The sequence below is a fragment of the Polaromonas sp. genome (genome assembly GCF_031411155.1).
GTDB lineage: Bacteria > Pseudomonadota > Gammaproteobacteria > Burkholderiales > Burkholderiaceae_C > Polaromonas.
Genome location: NZ_JANOAL010000015.1, coordinates 1 through 22,029, shown reverse-complemented (window position 1 = coordinate 22,029; position 22,029 = coordinate 1). Strand labels below are relative to the sequence as shown.

At 63.5% G+C, this 22,029-nt stretch carries 18 protein-coding genes and 1 pseudogene; 1 reads left to right on the top strand and 18 read right to left on the bottom strand.

Annotated elements, in window-relative coordinates:
* The 10 genes and pseudogenes from RMO23_RS00660 to sucC form a co-directional block, all read right to left on the bottom strand.
* The coding region (locus RMO23_RS00660) for a prepilin-type N-terminal cleavage/methylation domain-containing protein (RefSeq protein ID WP_309678063.1) at positions 1–105 on the bottom strand (105 nt) is incomplete at its 3' end.
* A 165-nt stretch (positions 106–270) separates the two neighbouring features.
* Positions 271–2,519, bottom strand: a pseudogene (locus tag RMO23_RS00655) (GspE/PulE family protein).
* A 152-nt stretch (positions 2,520–2,671) separates the two neighbouring features.
* Positions 2,672–3,463 carry a 3',5'-cyclic-nucleotide phosphodiesterase gene (locus RMO23_RS00650; RefSeq protein WP_309678061.1) on the bottom strand — a complete coding sequence of 264 codons (792 nt, stop codon included), beginning with the start codon at positions 3,461–3,463 and terminating at the stop codon, positions 2,672–2,674.
* 29 nt (positions 3,464–3,492) lie between these two features.
* Positions 3,493–5,748 (bottom strand): adenylate/guanylate cyclase domain-containing protein, encoded by a 2,256-nt coding sequence (locus tag RMO23_RS00645; RefSeq protein WP_309678059.1) that lies wholly within the window; start codon positions 5,746–5,748, stop codon positions 3,493–3,495.
* A gap of 63 nt (positions 5,749–5,811) precedes the next feature.
* A complete protein-coding gene (locus RMO23_RS00640) occupies positions 5,812–6,441 on the bottom strand; it encodes an FHA domain-containing protein (RefSeq protein WP_309678057.1) in 630 nt (209 codons plus the stop codon).
* A gap of 39 nt (positions 6,442–6,480) precedes the next feature.
* A complete protein-coding gene (locus RMO23_RS00635) occupies positions 6,481–7,266 on the bottom strand; it encodes a Stp1/IreP family PP2C-type Ser/Thr phosphatase (RefSeq protein ID WP_309678055.1) in 786 nt (261 codons plus the stop codon).
* A gap of 24 nt (positions 7,267–7,290) precedes the next feature.
* Positions 7,291–10,014, bottom strand: a complete 2,724-nt coding sequence (locus RMO23_RS00630; RefSeq protein ID WP_309678053.1) for a serine/threonine-protein kinase — start codon at positions 10,012–10,014, stop codon at positions 7,291–7,293.
* Positions 10,015–10,296: 282 nt separating this feature from the next.
* On the bottom strand, positions 10,297–11,004 hold the full coding sequence (locus tag RMO23_RS00625) for a TerC family protein (RefSeq protein WP_309678052.1): 708 nt from the start codon (positions 11,002–11,004) through the stop codon (positions 10,297–10,299).
* A gap of 99 nt (positions 11,005–11,103) precedes the next feature.
* A complete protein-coding gene (gene sucD / locus RMO23_RS00620; protein WP_309678050.1) occupies positions 11,104–11,997 on the bottom strand; it encodes a succinate--CoA ligase subunit alpha in 894 nt (297 codons plus the stop codon).
* Positions 11,998–12,066: 69 nt separating this feature from the next.
* The gene (gene sucC / locus RMO23_RS00615; protein ID WP_309678049.1) at positions 12,067–13,227 is read right to left on the bottom strand and encodes an ADP-forming succinate--CoA ligase subunit beta; all 1,161 of its coding nucleotides are present in this window, start codon (positions 13,225–13,227) and stop codon (positions 12,067–12,069) included.
* 232 nt (positions 13,228–13,459) lie between these two features.
* On the opposite strand from sucC, the gene argC reads away from it, so the two are divergent.
* Positions 13,460–14,371 carry an N-acetyl-gamma-glutamyl-phosphate reductase gene (gene argC, locus RMO23_RS00610; protein WP_309678048.1) on the top strand — a complete coding sequence of 304 codons (912 nt, stop codon included), beginning with the start codon at positions 13,460–13,462 and terminating at the stop codon, positions 14,369–14,371.
* Between the two features lie 193 nt (positions 14,372–14,564).
* On the opposite strand, the gene RMO23_RS00605 is transcribed toward argC, so the two are convergent.
* From RMO23_RS00605 to recA, 8 genes are all read right to left on the bottom strand, one after another.
* Entirely contained in the window at positions 14,565–15,158 is a 594-nt protein-coding gene (locus tag RMO23_RS00605) for a hypothetical protein (RefSeq protein ID WP_309678047.1), read from the bottom strand.
* Complete coding sequence (locus RMO23_RS00600; protein WP_309678046.1) at positions 15,155–15,841, bottom strand: SCO family protein; 687 nt, start codon at positions 15,839–15,841, stop codon at positions 15,155–15,157. The genes RMO23_RS00605 and RMO23_RS00600 overlap by 4 nt, the downstream gene beginning before the upstream one ends.
* Before the next feature lie 26 nt (positions 15,842–15,867).
* Positions 15,868–16,464 (bottom strand): cytochrome c, encoded by a 597-nt coding sequence (locus RMO23_RS00595; protein WP_309678045.1) that lies wholly within the window; start codon positions 16,462–16,464, stop codon positions 15,868–15,870.
* Between the two features lie 22 nt (positions 16,465–16,486).
* Positions 16,487–17,128: a cbb3-type cytochrome c oxidase subunit II gene (locus RMO23_RS00590; protein WP_309678043.1), complete on the bottom strand. Its 642-nt coding sequence runs from the start codon at positions 17,126–17,128 to the stop codon at positions 16,487–16,489.
* On the bottom strand, positions 17,125–18,771 hold the full coding sequence (locus RMO23_RS00585; protein WP_309678041.1) for a cbb3-type cytochrome c oxidase subunit I: 1,647 nt from the start codon (positions 18,769–18,771) through the stop codon (positions 17,125–17,127). The genes RMO23_RS00590 and RMO23_RS00585 overlap by 4 nt, the downstream gene beginning before the upstream one ends.
* 86 nt (positions 18,772–18,857) lie before the next feature.
* Positions 18,858–20,075, bottom strand: coding sequence for an NnrS family protein (locus RMO23_RS00580; RefSeq protein ID WP_309678039.1), 1,218 nt, complete (start codon positions 20,073–20,075; stop codon positions 18,858–18,860).
* A gap of 169 nt (positions 20,076–20,244) precedes the next feature.
* On the bottom strand, positions 20,245–20,727 hold the full coding sequence (recX, locus tag RMO23_RS00575; protein WP_309678037.1) for a recombination regulator RecX: 483 nt from the start codon (positions 20,725–20,727) through the stop codon (positions 20,245–20,247).
* A gap of 114 nt (positions 20,728–20,841) precedes the next feature.
* Positions 20,842–21,966, bottom strand: a complete 1,125-nt coding sequence (recA, locus tag RMO23_RS00570; protein ID WP_309678035.1) for a recombinase RecA — start codon at positions 21,964–21,966, stop codon at positions 20,842–20,844.
* Positions 21,967–22,029 lie beyond the last annotated feature (63 nt).

Here is a 22,029-nt window from a genome sequence, read left to right as displayed (position 1 = left end):
GTAGTCCTGATAAGCCGGCAAAGCCACGGCAGCCAAAATACCAATAATCGCCACGACGATCATCAATTCGATCAGGGTAAAACCCTTTTGCATGGAACGCTTCATTAAAAACTCCTTGGTTGAAAAAAACTCTGACGCAGCGGTATCAGCAGACTTCATGCCAGGTGTCCAAGGAGGGCTGGAGCGTGAAATAGTTCTCGGGTGCGGCCAATGCCACCCTTTAGAGTTACTTTTTTTTGACACACGACACAAGTCGAGCCGACATTTTTGTCACTTGATGCAGACCGAGCGCACCATTTTCAGGTCGGTCAGCCCCATCAGGACTTTTTCCATGCCGTCCATCTTGAGGGTGCGCATGCCGCTGGCGACGGCGCTGGCGAACAGTTGGGCCACGCGGGCGCGTTCCTGGATCAGCTTTTTGACGGCGTCGTCGGCAATCATCAGCTCGTGCAGGCCGATGCGGCCCTTGTAGCCGGTTTTGTTGCACTTGTCGCAGCCGACCGCCCGGTACATCGTGAGCTGGCCGTCTTGGCCGTAACGCTCGATCCAGTCTTCGAACAGCTTTTGCGACTCGCCGCCGGCGTCCAGCGTCCAGGCCTCGGTCTGGCGCAGCTCTTCGGCGTACTCCTTGATGAAGTCACTGGTTTCCTGCGCGCCGGGCGCGTAGGCCTGCTTGCAGTCACACAGCTTCTTGGCCAGCCGCTGGGCCAGTATGCCGAGCAGGGCATCGGCAAAGTTGAAGGGGTCCATGCCCATGTCGAGCAGGCGGGTGATGGACTCGGGCGCGGAGTTGGTGTGCAGGGTGGAGAACACCAGGTGGCCGGTCAGCGAGGCTTCGACGCCCATGGACACGGTTTCCTTGTCGCGCGATTCGCCGACCATGATGATGTCGGGGTCGGCCCGCAAAAAGGCGCGCATCACCAGCGCAAAGTCGATGCCGGCCTTTTTGTTGATCTGGACCTGGCGCAGCCCTTTCTGGGTGATCTCGACCGGGTCTTCGGCGGTCCAGATTTTGGTGTCGGGCGTGTTGAGAAACTTGAGGATGGAGTGCAGCGTGGTGGTTTTGCCGGAGCCGGTCGGGCCGCAGACGTAAAACAGGCCGTAGGGCTTGGAGACGGTTTTCTCCAAGCGCTCCCGGAGTGCTCGGTCAGGCCCAGCTTTTCGAGCGGAATCGGCTCGCCGGCGGCCAGAATCCGCATGACGACGTCTTCGACCCCACCGGAGGACGGAATGGTGGCGACGCGCAGTTCAATGTCGAGTGGGCCGTATTTTTTGAACTTGATTTTTCCGTCCTGCGGCTTGCGCTTTTCAGAAATGTCGAGGTCGCACATGATCTTGAGCCGGGTCACCATGGCCTGCCTGAACTGCGCCGGCACCTCAATGTAAGGCTGCAAGGTGCCGTCGATGCGAAAGCGGATGCCGGTCTTGGCCTTGCCGGGCATGGGCTCAATGTGAATGTCGGACACCTTCTGGTGGTAGGCGTCGATGATGACCTTGTTGACGAACTTGACGAGCTCGTTGTCGGCCGCCGCTGACTCGAGCGCGGTGTCATCGCTGAACTCACCGTCCAGCGGCGAGTCCATGTCGGCCAGCAACTGGTCGATGGAGCCGCCTTCGTTGCCGGCGCCGAAAAGCTGCACCAGGGTCTCTTCAAACTCGGTCTGGGTCGTCACCCGGTAGGCAAACCGGGCCATGCGGGGAAACACCTGCGGCACCACGCGCGCACCGCGCACCGCCTCCGGGTCCAGGCACATGATGACCAGGCCCTCGGGGCTGTCTTCCAGCGGAATCCAGCCCTGCTGCCCGATGAAGTCGCGCTTGAGCGCGCCGTGCAACAACTCGGAGCGAATGCGGCCGGAATTGAAGGGCTCGTAGGGCGCGCCAAAAAATTTGGCCAGCGAGGGGCCGATCTGGGCCGGCCGGATACGGTAGCTGGCCATCAGCATGTGCTCGACCGACCGGCCTTCGTCGCGGGATTGCTGGACACATTGCAGCAGTTCTTGCTGCGTCAGCACGCCTTGCGCGATCAGGCCGTCGTACTGGGTCGCCTTGCGGCGCTGGCCGTCGTCGGATTTCTGCATCCGCTGGCGCAGCGCAATGCCCAGGGTCTGGCACAGCTGGCGGGCGCCGTCTTCATCGAGCTTGCCAAAAGGCTGGTCGCTGCGGTTGTTGATGACCTGCAGCACGCCATACAGGGTGTCGCCCTCCATCACCGGCGCCACCAGCATCTGTTTGGTGCGATAGCCCGAGCGCTTGTCAACCGCGTGCAGAAAACTCAGGCCGGGGTGGATTTTCTTGAGGCTTGGGCCGTCGTAAACATCGGCAATATTCACCATCTCGCGCGCCATCGCCACATAGCCGGCAATGCTCTGGGCGCCGATCGGCAGTTTGAGGTCCTGGCTGGTGTTCAGGCCGGTCTTGACCTTGGAGACGATGGCGCTGCGGTCTTCATTGACCGCGTACAGGGTCAGCCGGTCGGCATTGAACAGCTTGCAGATGTCCTGGCTGACCTCCAGCATGATCTGGTCGATATTCTCGGTTTCGTGAATCCGGTTGGTCACGAGTTGCAACTGCCGGAAGTACAGCAGTTCGAAGGTGACACCGCGTTCTTGTGGCGGCAGCTGCTGCGAATCAAAAAACTCGACTTCGGCATCGCGCTGGGGCAGGGCGCTCATACCTCGAACTCCTGGCCGGCCCGCAACCAGCGGATGTCGTGCGTGACATTCAGGCCCGAGGGATGGGTCTGGTCAAAGCGCTGAATTTCTTCCATGATGAGGTCGGTTTCGGCCGGTTTGGTGTGGGTGATGTAGATCGGGTAGTTTTTGCCGCGCGCTATGCAGTCGAGTTCGCTCGCCAGCACATGGGGTGAAAGATGCCGGCTGCGCTTGGCCAGGTCACGCTCGCGGTTGCTGAAGGCGGTTTCAATCACCAGCATGGCGACGTCCAGTTGGTTGAGGCGCTCCCACAGGGCGGCGTTTTGCTCGGTGTCGCCGGTAAACACCCAGCAGCCTGTGTTGCCCGTCACCGCATAGCCCACGGCTGGCACGGTGTGCACGGCGGGCAGCACTTCCACCGATTTGCCGCCCAGCAGCAAGGTTTGCCCCAGCACCAGGGGATGAAAACTGATGAAGGGCGCCTCCGGCGTAGGGATTCTGGAGAAATCGGGCCAGATGGTGTTGTTGAAGATATGGGCCTTCAGCGCGTCTATCGTGCCCTGCAGGGCATGAATCTGGATGGGACGGGTCCGCTGGGCGGCTATCGCATCGACCATCAGCGGCAGCGCCGCCACGTGATCGAGGTGGGAATGGGTCAGCAGGACATGGTCAATGCCGCACATTTCTGCCAGGGTCAGGTCACCCACGCCGGTCCCGGCGTCAACCAGCAGATTGTGGTCCAGCAAGAAAGACGTGGTGCGGCAGTCTTTGGCGATGGCTCCCGAGCAGCCCAGTACACGTACTTTCATGAGGGGAAATTTCCGGCGTGGCCTAAGTCTTATTTGGTTTCGAAATTGGTCGCTCCGTCCCAAGCTGGGTCAAAGGGCAACGACCTCATGGAGGCTACACGCTCCGCGTATAAACGGTAAAGGTACTTTTTGGCATTTAGCCGCTGCAAGTTCAATAATTGCAGGTCGCACTGGTCCCAGTCCTGCGCCCGATAGGCCTTCAGGGCCCAGTCCCAGGTGTTCAGCTCGCCGGCGCAGTCTTTGCCGGCCTGTTCGGCCTGGCCCGCCGGCGCTATCGGCCAAAAAATCGCGACCGCCCGATCCTTGCCCTTGACCCGGACCCGGTCCAGTTCCTGCCAGGCAAAATCCCTGGCCTGCCTGCGCGTCGGCTCGCTGACCACGATTTCCACCCCATAGGTCTTGGACAAGCCCTCCAGTCGGGAACCCAGATTGACGGCGTCGCCAATCACCGTGTAGCTGCGGCGAATGTCGGAACCCATGTCGCCCACGCACATGGTCCCGGTGTTCAGGCCGATGCCGATGCCGATTTCCGGAAGTCCCTTGGCGCGGTGCTCCTCGTTCATCTGGTGGATGGCCGCCGTCATTTCGAGTGCCGTTTTCACCGCCAGGCTGGCATGGTCGGGGGTTTCGACGGGCGCGCCCCAAAAGGCCATGACGCAGTCGCCCATGTATTTGTCGATGGTGCCGCGGTTGGCGCGGATCAGGTCGGTCAGGCGGCTGAACACGCTGTTGAGCAAGGCCTGCAACTGGGTCGGCTCCATGCTTTCCGACATTTTGGTGAAGCCGCGAATGTCGCAAAACATGACGGTCAGCTCGCGGGTCGTCGCCTTCATGCTGTAGCTGTCGGGGTCTTTCACCATTTCATCGACCAGTTCGGGCGGCACATAGGTACCAAAAAGGTTGGCCAGTTCGCGCTTGGAACGGCTTTCCACAAAATACCCATAGCTCATGTTCAGGGCAAAGGCGGTCAGCGCCATGACCAGCGCACTGGCCAGCGGCAGCACCAGGCCGTAACCCTCATAGAGCCAGAAATTGAGCCCCGCCAGCGCCGCGACGACCGCCACGCTGACGGCCACCGCCTTGGGCGCCGACAGCAGGGGCAGCGCAAACGCCAGTGTCAGCCCCGACAGCAGCAACACAATGGCTTCAAATCCCAAGGCGTAATCGGGCTTGACAAATACCTTGCCATCGAGAAAGCCCGAGATCACGTTGGCGTGGGTTTCCACGCCGGGGTAGGTGGCGCCGACCGGGGTGACCCGCAAATCGAGCAGGCCCGGCGCGGTCGTACCGATCAGGACGATTTTGTCTTTCAACAGGCCGGGGGCAATGCGCTTGGCCAGCACATCGGCCGCAGAAACATAACGGAACGAGCCACCGCTGGCCCCGCCCTTGCCGCGAAACGGCACCAGGGTGGCAACCCTGTCATCGACCGGAATCGCCAGCGTTTTTTCGCCCTGCTTGAGCAGAATGCTTTCCAGGCCCGGGTAACTGCGGCTCAGGAACTTTTCCTGCGGAAATCCAGGCATCACGCCGGGTTGCCCCATCAGCATGCGAAACATGGCCAGGGCCAGCGATTCGTAATATTGCCCCTTGTACTCCGCCAGCAGCGGGATGGAGCGTACGACGCCGTCGCCTTCCGTGATTGAATTGAAGAAACCGCCACTCGGTGCGGCCCTGGCCAGCTGCTCGATATTGGCACCGTAACCATTCCAGCTGATGAATTTGATGGGCCGGCCCTGCAGCGCATCGCGGCTCATGACGGGCGCCGGCAACGCACCACTGACCCGGCCGTCCCGATCGCTGGTGAAGTAGTAGCCCATGACGACGGGTCGGTTTTCAATCGCTTTGGCAAAAACGGCGTCGTAGTCCAGGCTGGCTTGCAGTTGCCTGAGTTTTTCCGAAAACCCGGGCTGGTCTTTCAGTTCGTCCCGGGCCAACTGATTGAGCCGCTTCAGGCCCGAGCTTTCATCGGCCTCCGCAAACACCACGTCGAAGCCGAGCAGGGCGACTTTTTGCCGATCAACCAGCTCATCGACCAGCGCGGCGTGCTTGTCGCGGCCCCAGGGCCAGCCAAACTCGGCCAGGCTTTTCTCGTCAAAGTCGACGATGACTATCCTCTCGTCGACCGTCCCAGGCATGGTCGCCCTCAGCCGCGCGTCGTAAATGATGTCATCCAGCCTTTGCAGCACGTCAAGGCGGAGAATGCCGCCGGCATGCAGCAAGGCAAAGACCAGCGGAATCAGGGTAACGGCGATGCGCGGCCAGTGCCGGGACAGGAGGCTCATGAAGGCGGGAGCGCGGGTACGGCTTGCGGTCCTTGCCTCGTCAGACGCGGGCCGGCGCTGATGTCACGGTTGCACAAACTGCATACGGGTCCCGGCCAGCTCGAGCATGTCGCCATTTTTCAACTCGACCGGGTCGGCGCCAATAAACGCGCCATTGACCATGGGCATGTCGACGCCCTCCACATGCGCGACCGCATAACCATGCGGTTTTTTGGTGATGGCGGCAACCGCCACCCCCGGCTTGCCGATGGTGGTGACCACCTTGACCAGCGCCACCTCGCGGCCCGCCGCCCCACCCGACATGACCTTGATGAAGGCGGCGGCAGCTGCGGGCGCTGATGCAGCGGGGTTCAAGCCCGGAGCCCCAGCGGTAAACACCGTGGTTTTCTCATACCCTGCGGCGACCGCCTCGTTGACGTACCTGATTTTGTACTTGCCGATTTCCACCGCGTCGTTGTTTTGCAGCAGCTGCTTCTTGACCGCTTTGCCATTGATGTAGGTGCCGTTGGTGCTGTTGAGGTCTTCCAGGTAAACCTCGTTGCCCGACATTTGCAATACGGCGTGCTCACCACTGACCGCCAGGTTGTCAATGACGATATCGTTATAGGGCCTGCGACCCAGGGATGTCCGGTCTTTCGTCAACTGGACTTCCTTGATCACAACGCCGTCAATAGAGACGATCATTTTCGGCATGGCCGACTCCTGTCTATTTTTGATATTTCAGTCACAACACTATTTTCCCAACATTCTGGAAAGAAGCCCGCGTTTGCCCGGGTCTTCTTTCGCCTGCGCCAGTAATACGGAAATATTATCGCGCCCGCCGCAGTTATTGGCGGCCACGATCAGACTGCCGGCTTTCTGCTGCAGTGTCGCCTCGGCTTGCATGATGCTGGCAATTCCGTCGTCAGGCACCATGTCAGACAGCCCGTCCGAGCACATCAGATAGACGTCACCGGCCTCGACCCGAAACTCATTGACCTCCAGCAGTACCGTGTCTTCAACGCCCAGGGCACGGGTGACCAGGTTCCTGTTCATTGAAGTCAGCGCCTGTTCCGGGGTAATCAGCCCGGCGTCAAGCTGTTCCTGTAGCAGGGAGTGGTCTTTGGTGATCTGCTGGAACTCCTGGCCACGCAGGCGGTAACAACGTGAATCGCCGATATGCCCCAGTGTCAGGCGGCCATCCTGAAAAACGCCCACCACCAGGGTGGTCCCCATCCCGGTGTACTGGGGGTTGGAATTGGCCGCATTGAAGATCGAATGGTTGGCATTCTCGACACAGATCTCCAGGGCGCGGCGCACTTCCTTGGCATTGGCCTGCCGGCCCGCCTGGGACAGCCAGCGCCCCATTTCGGATTTGATGAACGCCGCAGCCATGCCGCTGGCAACCTCGCCCGCGTTATAGCCACCCATGCCGTCAGCCAGAATGCAAAGCTGTGTCTCCGCATCGAACGCCAGGGCATCTTCGTTGTTGCCACGCGTCAGACCCGTGTCGGTTTGGGTACAAATCTCGTAAATCATCGTGTTCTGCTTATCTCGGACTGCCTACATCCATGTCGGCAAGGGAGGTCCGGGGGCGTCAACGGTTTTTTCAAACGCCGTTGCCTTGCCGGCATTCATGCTCTGTGTCGCATCATAGGGCCTGGCGGGCACAAACCCCGGCACCGTGGCCTCGAACTGCGGCGCCAGCGCATGTTGCGCTGGTTCCGCGGGCTGCGGGCTCACGGATTCGCCAGCACCGTCGCCGCCCATGGCGGCCATGACGGCGCGTAAATCACCCGCAAACTGCCCGCCATTCTGGTAGCGGATTTCAGGTTGTTTGGACAGCGACGTGGCGATGATTCCGGCCAGCCTGGCAGACAGTTCCCGGCGGACGCTGCGGATATCTGGCGCTTCCTGATTGGCGATCTTGAACATGAGCTCGGCCATGGAATCGCCGCGAAAGGGCAAGCCGCCCGCCAACATCTGATACAGCATCACCCCGAGCGAGTACAGGTCAGAACGACCGTCGACTTTTTTCCCCGCAATCTGCTCGGGCGACATGAAGCTGGGCGTGCCCAGCACCAGGCCGGTTTTGGTCTTGCTGGAATCAGTGATCCGGGCAATGCCGAAGTCGGTCACCTTCACCGTATCGGTCTCCATGTCGTACATGATGTTGGCCGGCTTGATGTCGCGGTGCACCACATGCTGGCGGTGCGCATAGTCCAGGGCCTCCGCCACGCGCGCCACGATGGACAGCACTTTGGGGATGGGCAGAAGATGGCCGTCTTTGGTAACGTCCACCAGGTCTTTACCCCGGAGAAATTCCATGGCGATGTAAGCCAGGTCATGTTCTTCACCGGCATCGAAAATGGTGACGATGTTCTGATGCTGCAGCCGGCCTGCGGTTTCGGCTTCGCGAAAGAAACGCTGCCGCGCATCGTCAAGCTGCTCGCCCTCGAACTCCTGGCTCAGCGCCAGCGTCTTGATGGCGACCACACGCCCGATTTTCGGATCTTTCCCCAGGTAGACCGCGCCCATGGCCCCTTTGCCCAGTTCCTTTTCAACCTGGTAGCGCCCGAGCATGGGTTTTTCGACCCCGCCGCCGTCGAGCAGCAGGGTGCCGCCCGGATGCGCGCCGTTGCCACCCAGAATCACGGTGTCTGAGAGGTTTTTGGCGCGCTTGAGTTTGGACTGCAGGTCTTTGTGGTTCCTGTTGTAGCCCGCCATGTGTTCGTACACGGCCTGCGCCTTGTTGAACTGGCGCTTGCGCTCAAAATCGAGCGCCAGGTGATTCATGTTGTCCATCAACGCATCGCCAAACGGGACGCGGCGAAAACGGTCGAAGGCCATGTCGAGCTGGCCCTGGCCTTGCAGCGCCAGCCCCATCATGCGGTTGGTTTCGGCGGACTCTTCGTCCGATTTCAGCTTGCCCGCCTCGGTCATGAGGAAGCGCTTGGTGGTCAGCGCCAGGTGCCCGATCAGCAGCAAGACTACGGGAAACACCAGCGTCAGCCAGGTTGCCGCTGCAGACAGCAGCACAAACTCCAGCGTCAGCAGCAGCACCAGCAGCGACAACGTGATCACGGCGGCCTTGCCCGCCGACAACCGCGGCAGCCCGGCAATCAGGTAGGCCGCGACCAGCAGCAATGCGCCCAGCAAGGCCCCATCAGCCCAGCGCGGCTGCACAATAAAGTGCTCGCTCAGAATGCTGGAGGTGATGTGGGCCAGGGTTTCGGCGGGCGACAGTCCGGGCCCGGCCGGCGTTAAAAATTGCGCCCCGACACCTGCTGCGGTGGCGCCAATGATCACGATTTTGTCGGCATATTTGCTGGCCGGTATCTTGCCCGAAACCACGTCAAAAAACGAGTCCACCGCAAAAGCGGGACGCCCATCCCGGCCCTTGTAAAACTGCGGCAGCATCGACGCCATTTCGTCCGTCTTGATCACCAGCTTGCCGATTTGCACCGACTCGCCCTCATTGAGCTGGATGTCGGCAGCACCCAGATTCAGGCTCTTGGCGGCCGCCAGCAGGCTCATGGAAGGCACCGCCTTGCCGTAATAATTGATCAGCAAAGCCTCTCGCCGCACCGCGCCATCGGCATCCGGCAACTGGGTCAGGTGGGCGATGCCGGCCGCACCAGCGCCTACGCTGTCAAGGGGCTGCTGCGTCCGTATGGCCGGCAGGGAGAAGTTGCTGGTGTCCTCAATCGCGCTTTTGAGGGCGTAGCCCGGCAAGGGCTTGTCAGGGCGGCCCTGCGGAATACCCAGGGTGAACACCGAGGGCAGCAACACATTGCCCGCGGCGGCCACGCTGGCGGCCAGCTTGGCATCGGTATTCAGCGCCACCTCGGCTTCGGCGATGACCCGGCCCAACTGCCCTGGCAGGCCTTCCGCGGTCTGACCCGCCCCGCCCAGCGCCTCCTTGATCTTCTGGATATAAACCAGTCCACGGTCGGTCTGCGGTTCAAAGAAAAAGACGGTGTGCGCAATCGTTTTGGCTTTCGCCGCCGCCAGCTGGTCTATCAGTTGGGCATGCACATCGCGCGGCCAGGGCCAGCGGCCGATATTGGCAATGCTCTGGTCATCGATGGCAATGATGGCGATGCGGTCTGAGGGCTGGCGCGACGTGCGGGTACTGGCAAAGTCATAGTAGCGGCGCTCCAGCGTGCCGGAAAAATCGGTCACCCCATGCAAAAAAAGCACGGCCAGCACGACCAGCACGCCAACAAACCAGTCGGCGCGCCAGAACTGGCCCGCTTTACCTCGCCCACCCGATGATTTGGTCACGGCCCGTCCCTTGTCCTGTTTCATTTACGCGCAGCCCCCGAGACTGACGCGCACTCCCCGATGGCCGACCCGACAGCCCCGACGCCTTAACTCCGGCGCGTATCTTTTGTGTTACACACTTGCAGACTAGTCACATTAACAGAGGGTCAGCGACTAAACAAGGAACAGTTGCACGGATTGGGGCTACAGTGTTGCAAACCAGTGCTTGGCGCAGGCCCCAAAAGGCCGACGGGCATCCCCGCGCGGCCCTGCGTGCGGCGACCCATCAGGGATTCAGGGTGCTCAGGCGGATCTCGCCTTGGCCTTTTTCTCTTGCCGCTTGGTGAGGTAAGTGCCGAGTGCCACCACCAGAACGGCGCCAAGAATACCGCCAAACGTAACGGTTTGTTCGCCCATGGCGCCAAATCGCGTGGTCACGGCAGGGTCGGTCAACAACATCTCACCCGCCAGAAAGCCCAGCAAGGCGGCGCCAATGGTGATGATGATCGGGAATCGCTCCATCACCTTGGTGAGCAAGGTGGCGCCGAAGATGATCAGCGGAATGCTCACCAGCAGGCCCAGCACCAGCAGGGGCAAATCGCCCTTGGCGGCGGCGGCCACGGCCAGGACGTTGTCCAGGCTCATGACCAGGTCGGCCAGCAGAATGGTCCGTATCGCGGCAGCCATGCCATTGATTTCCTTGCCATGGTCATCTTCTTCTTCCTCGGCACTGAGCAGATCCACGCCAATGTAGACCAGCAGGATCGCACCCACGATCTTCAGGTACGGCATGCTCAACAGCTGGATGGCCACGATGGTCAGGACAATCCGCATCACGATGGCCGCGGCGCTGCCCCAAAAGATGGCCTTGCCACGCTGCTCGGGCTTGAGCGTTCGGGCGGCCATCGCAATCACCACGGCGTTGTCGCCGGACAGCACGATATTGGCAAGAATGATGGAGCCAAAAGCGCTCCAGAACAGGGGGGAAGATAGGTCTAGACCAAAAAACATGGCTGCTCCGTTGTTATGAATAAAAAAAAGCGCCGGTGAGCGCTTTTTTGTTTTTTCGAGTGTAGCCGGGCTTCACACAGCCCCCATTCGTAGTTCTGCTTACAGCAGGGCCTTGAGCAGCTTGGCCATTTCGGACGGATTGCGGGTAACGGTAAAACCGCAGGCTTCCATGATCGCCAGCTTGGCGTCTGCCGTGTCGGCACCGCCAGAAATCAGCGCGCCGGCATGGCCCATGCGCTTGCCGGCTGGCGCCGTGACGCCAGCGATAAAGCCGACGATGGGTTTTTTCATGTTGACTTTGCACCACTCAGCGGCTTCGGCCTCGTCCGGGCCGCCGATTTCGCCAATCATGATGACGGCGTCCGTGTCCGGGTCATCATTGAAGGCGCGCATCACGTCGATATGCTTCAGGCCGTTGATCGGGTCGCCGCCAATGCCGACGGCGCTGGACTGGCCCAGGCCGATTTCGGTGAGCTGGGCCACGGCTTCATAGGTCAGCGTGCCGGAGCGGCTGACCACGCCAATACGGCCCTTGCGGTGAATGTGGCCGGGCATGATGCCGATCTTGATCTCGTCGGGCGTGATCAGGCCGGGGCAGTTGGGGCCGAGCAGCAGGGTTTTCTTGCCGCCGGCTGCTTCCTTGGCCTTCATGCGGTTGCGCACTTCCAGCATGTCCTTGACCGGAATGCCTTCGGTGATGCAGATGGCCAGGTCGAGGTTGGCTTCAACCGCTTCCCAGATCGCGGCGGCCGCGCCCGCGGGCGGCACATAAATCACCGACACCGTGGCCCCGGTAGCCTGGGCCGCTGCGGTGACGTTGGCAAAAATCGGAATGCCTTCGAAGTCTTCGCCGGCTTTCTTGGGGTTCACACCCGCCACAAAGGCTTCCTTGCCATTGGCATAGTCGCGGCACATGCGGGTGTGGAACTGGCCGGTCTTGCCGGTAATGCCCTGGGTGATGACCTTGGTGTTTTTGTTGATGTAGATAGACATGCTAGTTTTCCTGTTCAGTTGGGGACAGAGTTTGTCCGCTGCGCGGCCTGCGTCTGTCCCGCAAGAAATTTACGACACTGCCGCCACGATTTTCATCGCAGCGTCAGCCATGGTGTCTGCGGCGATGATGGGCAAACCGGAGTCGGCCAGCATTTTCTTGCCCAGGTCTTCGTTGGTGCCCTTCATGCGCACCACCAGCGGCACCGAGAGGTTGACGGCCTTGCAGGCGGCAATGACGCCGTCGGCAATCGTGTCGCACTTCATGATGCCGCCAAAGATGTTGACCAGAATGCCCTTGACTTCCGGGTTCTTCAGCATGATCTTGAAGGCTTCAGTCACCTTTTCAGCCGTGGCGCCGCCGCCCACATCCAGGAAATTGGCCGGCTCGCCGCCAAACAGCTTGATGGTGTCCATGGTCGCCATGGCCAGGCCGGCGCCGTTGACCAGGCAGCCGATGTTGCCGTCCAGGCTGATGTAGGCCAGGTCAAACTTGCTGGCTTCGACTTCGGCCGGGTCTTCTTCGTCGAGGTCACGGTAGGCCACGATTTCGGGGTGGCGGAACAGCGCGTTCGGGTCGAAGTTGAACTTGGCGTCGAGTGCCTTGATGTTGCCATTGCCTTCGAGGATCAGCGGGTTGATCTCGGCCAGGCTGCAGTCGGTGTCCATGTAGCAGGTGTAGAGTTTTTGAAGCACGTCCACGGCCTGGGCGGTGGAGCCCGGCGGCACGGTCATGCCGTCGGCCAGTTCCTTAGCCTGGGCGTCGGTCAGGCCGACGGCCGGGTCGACGAACACCTTGATGATTTTCTCGGGCGTGGCGTGGGCCACTTCCTCGATGTCCATGCCGCCTTCGGAGGACGCCATGAACGCTACCTTCTGGCTGGCCCGGTCGGTCACGGCCGACACGTAATATTCTTTTTTGATGTCGGCGCCGTCTTCGATCAAGAGGCGGCGAACCTTCTGCCCTTTGGCGTCGGTCTGGTGCGTGATCAGCTGCATGCCCAGAATTTCACCGGCCAGCTTTTTCACTTCGTCAATGCTGCGCGCCAGCTTGACGCCGCCGCCCTTGCCGCGGCCGCCGGCATGAATCTGCGCCTTGACCACCCACACCGGGCCGCCGAGCTTTTGTGCGGCTTCCACCGCTTCCTGCACCGTGAACGCAGGAATTCCGCGCGGCACTGGCACACCAAAATTGCGCAAGATTTCCTTGCCTTGGTACTCGTGAATTTTCATGGAAGACCTTCAGAATTCAGTAATAGAGGGGTGCAACAGGGCTTGGAGAGAAACTGTTGGAAAATACGAAACAGGCCTCAAAACTCCATGTTAGCGGTGACTGCAGGCAGCAACTGGAACTGTATCATGCTGCAATGCACAAAACTTATGCGGTTCTTACGTAGCCAGGAGCCCTCCATGGTACGCATTACAGCCACCCAATGGCGCCCCCACCACGCTCCGAAAGGTTCTCATGCCCAAAGTTTTTATTGACGGCGAAGCTGGCACCACCGGCCTGCAGATTCGTGAGCGGCTGCAGGCCATGCCGGCCGTTGAGCTGGTCAGCATTGCGCCCGAGCGGCGCAAGGATGCCGCCGCCAAACGGGACCTGATGGCGCAGGTGGACCTGGTCATTTTGTGCCTGCATGACGATGCGGCGCGCGAGTCGGTGGCCATGATTGATGCGCTGCCAGGCAAAAAGCCCAAAATCATTGATGCCTCGACCGCCCACCGCACCGCGACGGGCTGGGTGTTTGGCTTTCCCGAACTGGCCGCCGGCCAGCGCGAAGCCGTGGCGGCCGCGGACCGCGTGGCGAATCCGGGCTGCTACGCCACTGGCGCCATTGCACTGATTCGCCCGCTGGTGCAGGCCGGCGTGATGCCCGCCGACTTCCCGCTGAGCTTGCCCGCTGTGAGCGGTTACTCCGGCGGCGGACGCCAGATGATGGAGGCTTATGAAGCCGGCATCGCCCCCCTGTTTGAAATCTACGGTTTGGGCCTGGCCCACAAGCACCTGCCCGAAATCATAAAATACACCGGGCTGACCCGTCGTCCGGTGTTCATTCCTTCGGTCGGTAATTTCGAGCAGGGCATGCTGGTGCAGTTGCCGCTGCACCTGGATCTGCTGCCCGGCCAACCGACGGCCGCGCAACTGCAGGACGTGCTGAGCCAACATTACGCCGGCAGCCAGTGGCTGACGGTAGAAAACGCACCCGAATCCGGCAAGCTGGACGCGCTGGCGCTGAACGACACCAACAAGATGGAATTGCGCGTGTTTGGCAATGAGCAGTACCGCCATGCCGTGCTGATTGCGCGGCTGGACAACCTGGGCAAGGGCGCCAGCGGCGCGGCGGTGCAAAACCTGCAGCTGATGCTGGGGCTCTAACTCCGCCGGGCGGGCCTTGCGTGGCGGAAACCGTTCTCGGCAAAGGTGGCGGCCTGCGGCTGGCGCTCGATCCGCCGCAGATTCGCATCGCGCCGGTCTGAAGGCTGCCGGGGATGCTGACGCGCCTTCGATGCGCTGTAGGCCGAGCTGGACCGCCATACCCTGGCCGACCGGGTGGCCCGGCCGGACGAGTTCAAACAGTGCCGTGCCGCATGACCCGGCGCAAGGCCAGCGCGCCCAGCAGCAGCGCCAGCAGCACCAGGCCGATGCCGGTGCTGCGCTGTTCGCCCAGCAGGTAATTGGCGCACAGGCGCTGCGCTGCGTCCATGTAGAGCATGCCGGCGGTGGCGCTCATCCAGCACAGATTGCCGACAAAAAACAGCAGCACTTCGGGCTGCATGCGGCGCCAGCTGCCGGCCCATAGCAGCCCGGCCAGCCACCAGCTGGCGTACTTGGCCAGCGCCACCGGGGCCAGCAACAGCGACGCATCGAGAGCCAACGGGATCATCCAGAACACCGCCACGCAGCTGGCCACGCTGGCGCCGCTCAGGCCGCCCCAGTCCAGCAGCGCCAGCCTGGCGCTGACCCGCAACCCGCGCCGCCAAGCCAGCAGCCCATGCGCCGCCCAGCCGGCCGCAAACAAGGCCGGAAACTCCAGCAGCATGTGCAGCAGCATGCGGCTTTCGACCAGATGCCGCAACGCCGGCCATAGCAGCACCAGCGGCAGTGCCGCCAACGCGGCCACCAGCGCAGTGGCCAGCGGCCAGGCGCGGCGGGATTCGGTCATTGCGCCGCCTCGCGCGGCGTCGTTGCCAGCGCCTGCGCCGCATCAAGGGCCTCACGCCACTGCTCCAGCGCATACAACCCGCGCAGCCGGCCCGAGCCGTCCAGCAGATGAATCGCGCCGTTGTGCACAAAGCCGCCCAGGCCATCGGGAATGGCAATAACGTCCAGCGAACGCAGCAGCGCGGCAGCGTCGGCGGCGCTGGCCGGCATGGCCACCGTCCACAGGGCGGGGTCGGCCCGGTGTTCGCGCGCGTAGGCCAGCAGGCTGACCGCGTCGTCATGCGCCGTGTCAAAAGAGATGGAGACCAGCTGCACCGCATGGGCGGCCGTGCTGGCGCCGCGCTGCGCGGCCAGCTGCGCCTGCATCTGCTGGTAATCGCTGCCCAGCGCGCGGCAGACGCCGGGGCAACGGGTGTAGATAAAGTCCACCAGGTAGGCCGCCGGCCGATTGCCCGAGGCCTGCCAGAGCGTGACCGGGGCACCCTGCGCACTGCGCAAGGCCAGCGCCGGCGCGCGCAGACTGCCGGCCGCCAGCCGCATCTGCCGTTGCCCCTCGAAGGTCCAGACCTCGAAGCCGGCGGTGTAGCGGTACAGGCCCCAGCCAAAGGCCAGCAGCAGGGCCGCGCACAGGGCCAGCGTCAGGCGGCGCGCGAGCGGCGGGTCAGCAAGCTGTGGCTGCGGCATGCGCTGGCCTTTTCTTCGGCCCTGGCTTACTTCAGCGGCGCCAGTTCGGCGTCGCCCTTGAAGGGCTCGCTGCGGGCCGCGCTGTCCTTGCGCACGGCAGCCACGGCCTCGGCCGTCACGGGTGCGCCGGTGTTGCCCCACTGGCTGCGCACATGGCTCAGCACCGCCGCCACTTCGGCGTCCTGCAGTTGCGCCGCAAAGGCCGGCATGGCGCCGTTGAACGGGTTGCCATTGACGGTCAGCGGGCCATTGATGCCGTGCAGCACGATGGCCGCCAGGGTGGCCTCCTTGCCCGCCACCCAGTCCGACCCGGCCAGTGGCGGAAACACGCCAGGCAGCCCGGCGCCGGTGGCCTGGTGGCAGGCGGCGCAGCGCGCCGCATACACCGCCGCACCATCCACCACCGCGCCCGGCGCCGCGGCCACCGGCCCCTGCAGCTCGGCCACCGAGCGGCCATCGCCCCACTCGGCCGGCGTGCCCAGGGTGGTGCGCACGATGTAGACCACGCCAAAAGCAAACAGCAAGGCCGTCAACAAAATGACGAACCACGGCATGGGGTTGGCGCCTTCCAGCGGTTCGGGATTTTCGCGTTGCTGCTGCGGATGGATGTCGGGCGTGGTCATGGCGTGCTCGGTGGGGGCCGGTTCAGGGCTTGGCGGTGGCGGAGGCCGCGGGCGCGGCCGCCGGAGCCGACGCGGCGCCGGCAGGCGGCGCCGCCACCACCGGAAAGCTCCGGTTCAGCGACAGCAGGTACTTGGTCAGGTCCAGCGCGTCCTGGCGCGCCACCACGACGCCGTTCAGCGGCGCGTAAACCGGCGGCAGCTTGACCACCACGTCGTCCCTGGCGGCTTCGGCCTTGACCTCGAACAGGTAGGGAAAGCCCGGCATGTTGCTGCCCGGCGCGTAGGCGCGCGGCTGGTACAGATGGCCCAGATGCCACTGGTCACTGGGCTGGCGCACGCCGATGTTCATCAGGTCGGGGCCGGTGCGCATGGTACCCAGCAGGTGCGGCGTGTCGTAGGCATAGTCACCGGCGACGGTGGCGCGGCCCCAGCCGCGCTCAAAATCCGGCGCAAAGCTTTTGGCGCGCGGCTGCTGCGAATGGCAGTAGACGCAGCCGTTGCGGATGTAGACCGCACGCCCGCGCAGCTCGGCGCTCGAATAGGGCTTGAGCCCCGGCGTCGGCTTGACATCGTGCACTTGCATATACGGCAGCACCACCAGCGCGCTGGTTGACAGCGCCAGCATCACCATGGCGCCGCTGATGAGTTTGACCTCGCTTTTCATGACGCAATCTTCCTGCGCAGCAAATGCGGAAACAGCGCCGGCTGGTCCCGGCGCGGCCCGAGGTTCAGCACCAGCGCCAGGAAGTGGGCCGCAAACACCAGGTGGCCCAGGCCCATGAAGGCGCCGCCAATGCTGCGGCCCTGGAGGTAGGGCAGCGTCAGCGCGACCGAGTCCATGAAGGGCCGGGTGGCATCGAGCATGGCCTGCCCCTGCAGCCAGCCGCCGGTGGTGAGGCTGATGAAGTAGAGGCTGAAGCCGCCGCTGACCAGCCAGAAGTGGGCGGAGATCATCCAGGGGTAGGGCCACTCGCGCGCGGTGATGCGCGGCATGACGAAATACATCGCGCCAAAAAATACAAAGCTGACAAAACCGTACAGGCCCAGGTGCGCATGGGCCACGGTGTAGTGCGTGAAGTGGGTGACGACGTTGACGCTGCGCAGCGCCTCCAGCGAGCCCTGGAAGGAACTGGCGGTGTACATCAGGCCGCCGATGCCGATGAAGCGCAGCGTCGGCGAGTAGCGCAGGGCCGGCAACTGGCCCTGCAGCGTCTGGAACATGTTGACGGTGAAGGCCGCCACCGGAATGATCATCATCATGCTTTGCACAATCGACAGCGTGATCATCCACTCCGGCAAGGGGCCGCCAATCAGGTGGTGGCCGCCGACCTGGCCGTAGAAGAACGCCAGCCCCCAAAAGCCCAGCAGCGACAGGTTGTAGGACTGGATCGGGCGGCCGATGATCTTGGGCAAAAAGTAATACACCGAGGCCAGCGCCAGCGGCGTGTAAAACAGGCCCAGCACGTTGTGGCCAAACCACCAGTTCATGGCCGCCTGCTGCACGCCCTGGTGCAGGCCCGGAATCTTGGCGACGATGAACAGCACCGGCAGCCAGAACAGCGCCGCGCCCATGTACCAGACCGACACATAGAGGTGGCCGACGCGGCGGTTCACCAGCGTCATGACCAGCGGCAGGCCGATCAGCGCGCCGCCGATGGCAAACAGGATGTCGATTTGCCAGGGAATTTCCAGCCATTCCAGCCCGTCGTTGACGCCGGCCGCGATGCTGCCCAGCCCGGCTATCAGGGCCGCGTTCCAGAGGATGGCGCCGACAAACGCAAAGCGCATGCCGATCAGCGGCGTCTTGAGCAGGCGCGGGATCACGAACAGGGCGGTGCCCAGGCCGGCCATCGGCGCCCAGCCGTAGGCCACGGCATTGAGGTGCAGCGTGCGGATGACGCCAAAGGTCAACCAGGGCTGCGCGGTCAGCCAGTCCGGCTCGTGCAGCTTGATCGACGCCGTGAGACCGGCCGACGAGGCCACCAGCAGCCAGACCATGGCGCAGCAGTAAAAGAAAAACACCAGCGGGCCGCTGGACGCATCGGAGCGGGCGCGCTCGGCCAGCTCCTCGGGGTCGGCATGGCGGGCGGGCGCGGCGTCCGCCGCCTCGGCCGCGCCCTGCAGGGCGCTCCGCGCGCTGGCCGTGGCGGCGGGCTCTTCGGTGCGGCCGATTTCGCCGGTGGCAAAGATGATTTCGGCGCCGCGGCTTTTGCGGTCAAACAGGCCGGTGCGCTGCGACCAGATAAACACCACCAGCGCGACGAACGACAGCACGAACGCCGAAAGCAAAATGGTCGCAGTGTTCACGGCTATCTCCTGAGAATCGGGTTCATTCTGGCGACGCCTCGCAAAAAGCCACGGCAGCGGCGACGCCCTTTGGCGGTGGGGGAAAGTCAGCCATCCTTGTCATCCAGCCGGGCCTGCATCAGCCAGGGCGTGTACATCACCAGGTAAATCGCGAAGGCGGCCGACCAGGCCAGCGCGGCGCCCAGCAGCGCAGGCACCAGCAGGCCCGGCGCCAGCAGCGGCAACCCCACGCGCAGCACGGCGGCCAGCAGCACCAGCAGGTAGGCCAGCACCTCCGGCGTCGACACCACCAGCGGCCGGCCGGTATGGCCGCGCGCGGTGCGGGTGATCATGCCGATGATGAGCCCGCCGGTGGCACCCACCGCCAGCGCATGCACGCCGGCTGAAGCGGGCAGCAGCTGGACCTGGGCCAGCGCCAGCAAGGCGAGACCCAGCGGAATCCAGGCATAGGCCGCCTGCAATATCCACAGAATGGGCCGGCCGCGTGCCCGCAGCGGACGCCAGCCCCATTGGCGCCGCAACTGCAGCGCCGCCGCCAGCAGCAGCACCCCCAGTGCCAGCCAGCCGGTGGAGGCAAACACCCACAGGGCCAGCCCCAGCGCCGTCAGCGCCAGCGTGGCCGGCTCAAGATGGGGGTGCGCCATCAGCTTCAGGCCGGGCGTGGCGCTGGCCATGAAGGCCGGCACCACGCGCCCGGCGATCACGCACTCGACCATGACGATCAGCGCCAGGCCGGCGTGCAGCGGCCGCACCGGCGCCAGAGGGACGAGCCCCGTCACGGCCAGATGAAAGCCCAGATTGGCCAGCGCCAGCAGCATCAAAAGCAGCGCCAGCGGCAGGTTGCGGCGGTTGCCGGCGCGCAGCAGCAGCCGCGCCAGCGCAATAGCCACCAGCGGCAACAGGGCCAGATCGAGCACGGCATACAGCGGATAGGGGCCGACCACCGCCGCCATGCGGGCCGCCAGCCAGAGCAGCACCAGCGCGCCCAGCAGCGGCCCGCGCGGTGTCTGCAGCCCGGTCCAGGCTTTCACGGCGGTCAGCAAAAAACCCATGATGACGGCAGCGGCAAAGCCGAACAGCATCTCATGGGCATGCCAGAGCAGCGCGGAGACCGTTGAAGACGGCGTGAATGCCAGGTAGCCCAGATACACCGCGACCCACAGCGGCACGGCGAGCGCGGCGAAGAGCGCGGCGCCCAGGTAAAACGGCCTAAAACCCAGCCGCAGCAGGGGCAGGCCAAACGCGGCGAGAGGGCTGGCCGCGGCGGCGGGGCGGGCGGGATCAGGAGCAGGAGAAAGCTTCATGGCGGACCGGGCAACGCTTCCTGGTGACAGCAAGGAAGGCCGTTCGCTGCATGTTAGGCCGGCTCGGGCGTTAAAACAATACTTCAATGAATCTTAAAGCCGGCCTGCATTGCCGGCACCGGCAGCCGGGGCGGCGTCTGCCGTCTCCCGGGGTTGTCCGGCTTTCGGTTCAGTCCTCGTCGCCGGCCTGCATCAGCACTTGCCGAATCACCTCGGCCGCAAAGCCGCGCGCCGCCAGGAAGCGCATTTGCCTGGCGCGCCCGGCGGCATCGGGCGCCGGCCCGGCAAACTTTTTGCGCCAGACCTCGCGGCCGCGCGCCAGTTCGGTGGCCTTGAGGTCCTGCATGGCCTGCTGCACCAGCGCCGTGTCCAGCCCCTTGCCCAGCAGCTCGTGACGCACCCGGGCGGCGCCAAAGCGGCTGGCGCGGCGGTTGACGACGGATTCGACCACCCGCGCCGCGCTGATGAAGTCCTTGGCCTGCAGCTCGTCCAGCACCTGCGCCAGCTGGCCCGGCGCTTCCTCATGGGGCCCCAGCTTGCGCTCCAGCTCGGCGCGTGAATGCTCGCGCGCGGCCAGGTAGCGCAGCGCGCGGCCCTTGAGCGAGAGGCCCAGGCCGGGCCGGCGGACGGGGGTGGGGTCGTCAGTGTTCATGCCTGCAGGACGGGTTGTTAGCGGGCCATCAGGGGCATCGGGTTGCTATGTTTTTGATAGCTGTCAGCACGCATTAATCGTGGGCTGGAGCTCGATTTGACCCCTAAAACCGGTTTACGCCGCCGCTTTGACGGGTTTCTCGGCCTTCTCGGGCTTGGCGGCCTTCTCGGCTTTGTCGCCGGCATCGGCCGCGCCCGCTGCGGCCTGCACCAGCGGAATGCCCAGCGACTCGCGCACCTTGTTTTCGATCTCGATCGCGAGGTCGGGGTTTTCTTTCAGGAATTCACGCGAGTTGTCGCGGCCCTGGCCGATTTTTTCGCCATTGAAGGCGTACCAGGCGCCGGCCTTCTCCACGATATGGCCGGCCACGCCGAGGTCCAGCACCTCGCCCAGGCGGCTGATGCCCTCGCCGTACAGAATGTCGAACTCCGCCGTCTTGAACGGTGAGGCGACCTTGTTCTTGACCACCTTGACCCGGGTTTCGTTGCCAATCACCTCGTCGCCCTTCTTGATCGAGCCGATGCGGCGAATGTCGAGCCGTACCGAGGCGTAAAACTTCAGCGCATTGCCGCCGGTAGTGGTTTCCGGGCTGCCAAACATCACGCCAATCTTCATGCGGATCTGGTTGATGAAGATCACCATGCAATTGGCTTTCTTGATGGTGGCGGTCAGCTTGCGCAGCGCCTGGCTCATCAGCCGCGCCTGCAGGCCGGGCAGCGAGTCGCCCATCTCGCCTTCGATCTCGGCCTTGGGCGTCAGTGCGGCGACCGAGTCGATGACGACCAGGTCGACGGAGGCAGAACGCACCAGCGCGTCGACGATTTCCAGCGCCTGCTCGCCGGTGTCGGGCTGGCTGATCAGCAGCTCTTGCAAGTTCACGCCCAGCTTTTGCGCGTAGGCGGTGTCGAGCGCGTGTTCGGCATCGATGAAGGCGCAGGTGCCGCCGACCTTCTGCATCTCGGCGATGACCTGCAGCGTGAGGGTGGTCTTGCCCGACGATTCCGGACCATAGATCTCGACGACGCGGCCGCGCGGCAGGCCGCCGACGCCCAATGCGACGTCCAGGCCGAGCGAGCCGGTGGACACCACCTGGATGTCCTCGATCTTCTCGCCCTCGCCCAGGCGCATGATCGTTCCCTTGCCGAACTGCTTTTCGATCTGGGCCAGCGCCGCCTGCAGCGCCTTGGATTTTTCACTGTCGGCAGAACCGATGCGGGTTCCCTTGACTTGGACGTCCATGTTTTCTCCGGTTGAGGTGGGGTGTGATCAGCAAGTGGGCTTATGCACAGGCTGGATGCGTGA

Bases quoted from the DNA above. Each gene is read 5' to 3' on its own strand.
- RMO23_RS00650 (WP_309678061.1), bottom strand. From the start codon at position 3,463: ATGAAAGTACGTGTACTGGGCTGCTCGGGAGCCATCGCCAAAGACTGC.
- RMO23_RS00645 (WP_309678059.1), bottom strand. From the start codon at position 5,748: ATGAGCCTCCTGTCCCGGCACTGGCCGCGCATCGCCGTTACCCTGATT.
- RMO23_RS00640 (WP_309678057.1), bottom strand. From the start codon at position 6,441: ATGCCGAAAATGATCGTCTCTATTGACGGCGTTGTGATCAAGGAAGTC.
- RMO23_RS00635 (WP_309678055.1), bottom strand. From the start codon at position 7,266: ATGATTTACGAGATTTGTACCCAAACCGACACGGGTCTGACGCGTGGC.
- RMO23_RS00625 (WP_309678052.1), bottom strand. From the start codon at position 11,004: ATGTTTTTTGGTCTAGACCTATCTTCCCCCCTGTTCTGGAGCGCTTTT.
- sucD (WP_309678050.1), bottom strand. From the start codon at position 11,997: ATGTCTATCTACATCAACAAAAACACCAAGGTCATCACCCAGGGCATT.
- sucC (WP_309678049.1), bottom strand. From the start codon at position 13,227: ATGAAAATTCACGAGTACCAAGGCAAGGAAATCTTGCGCAATTTTGGT.
- argC (WP_309678048.1), top strand. From the start codon at position 13,460: ATGCCCAAAGTTTTTATTGACGGCGAAGCTGGCACCACCGGCCTGCAG.
- RMO23_RS00605 (WP_309678047.1), bottom strand. From the start codon at position 15,158: ATGACCGAATCCCGCCGCGCCTGGCCGCTGGCCACTGCGCTGGTGGCC.
- RMO23_RS00600 (WP_309678046.1), bottom strand. From the start codon at position 15,841: ATGCCGCAGCCACAGCTTGCTGACCCGCCGCTCGCGCGCCGCCTGACG.
- RMO23_RS00595 (WP_309678045.1), bottom strand. From the start codon at position 16,464: ATGACCACGCCCGACATCCATCCGCAGCAGCAACGCGAAAATCCCGAA.
- RMO23_RS00590 (WP_309678043.1), bottom strand. From the start codon at position 17,128: ATGAAAAGCGAGGTCAAACTCATCAGCGGCGCCATGGTGATGCTGGCG.
- RMO23_RS00580 (WP_309678039.1), bottom strand. From the start codon at position 20,075: ATGAAGCTTTCTCCTGCTCCTGATCCCGCCCGCCCCGCCGCCGCGGCC.
- recX (WP_309678037.1), bottom strand. From the start codon at position 20,727: ATGAACACTGACGACCCCACCCCCGTCCGCCGGCCCGGCCTGGGCCTC.
- recA (WP_309678035.1), bottom strand. From the start codon at position 21,966: ATGGACGTCCAAGTCAAGGGAACCCGCATCGGTTCTGCCGACAGTGAA.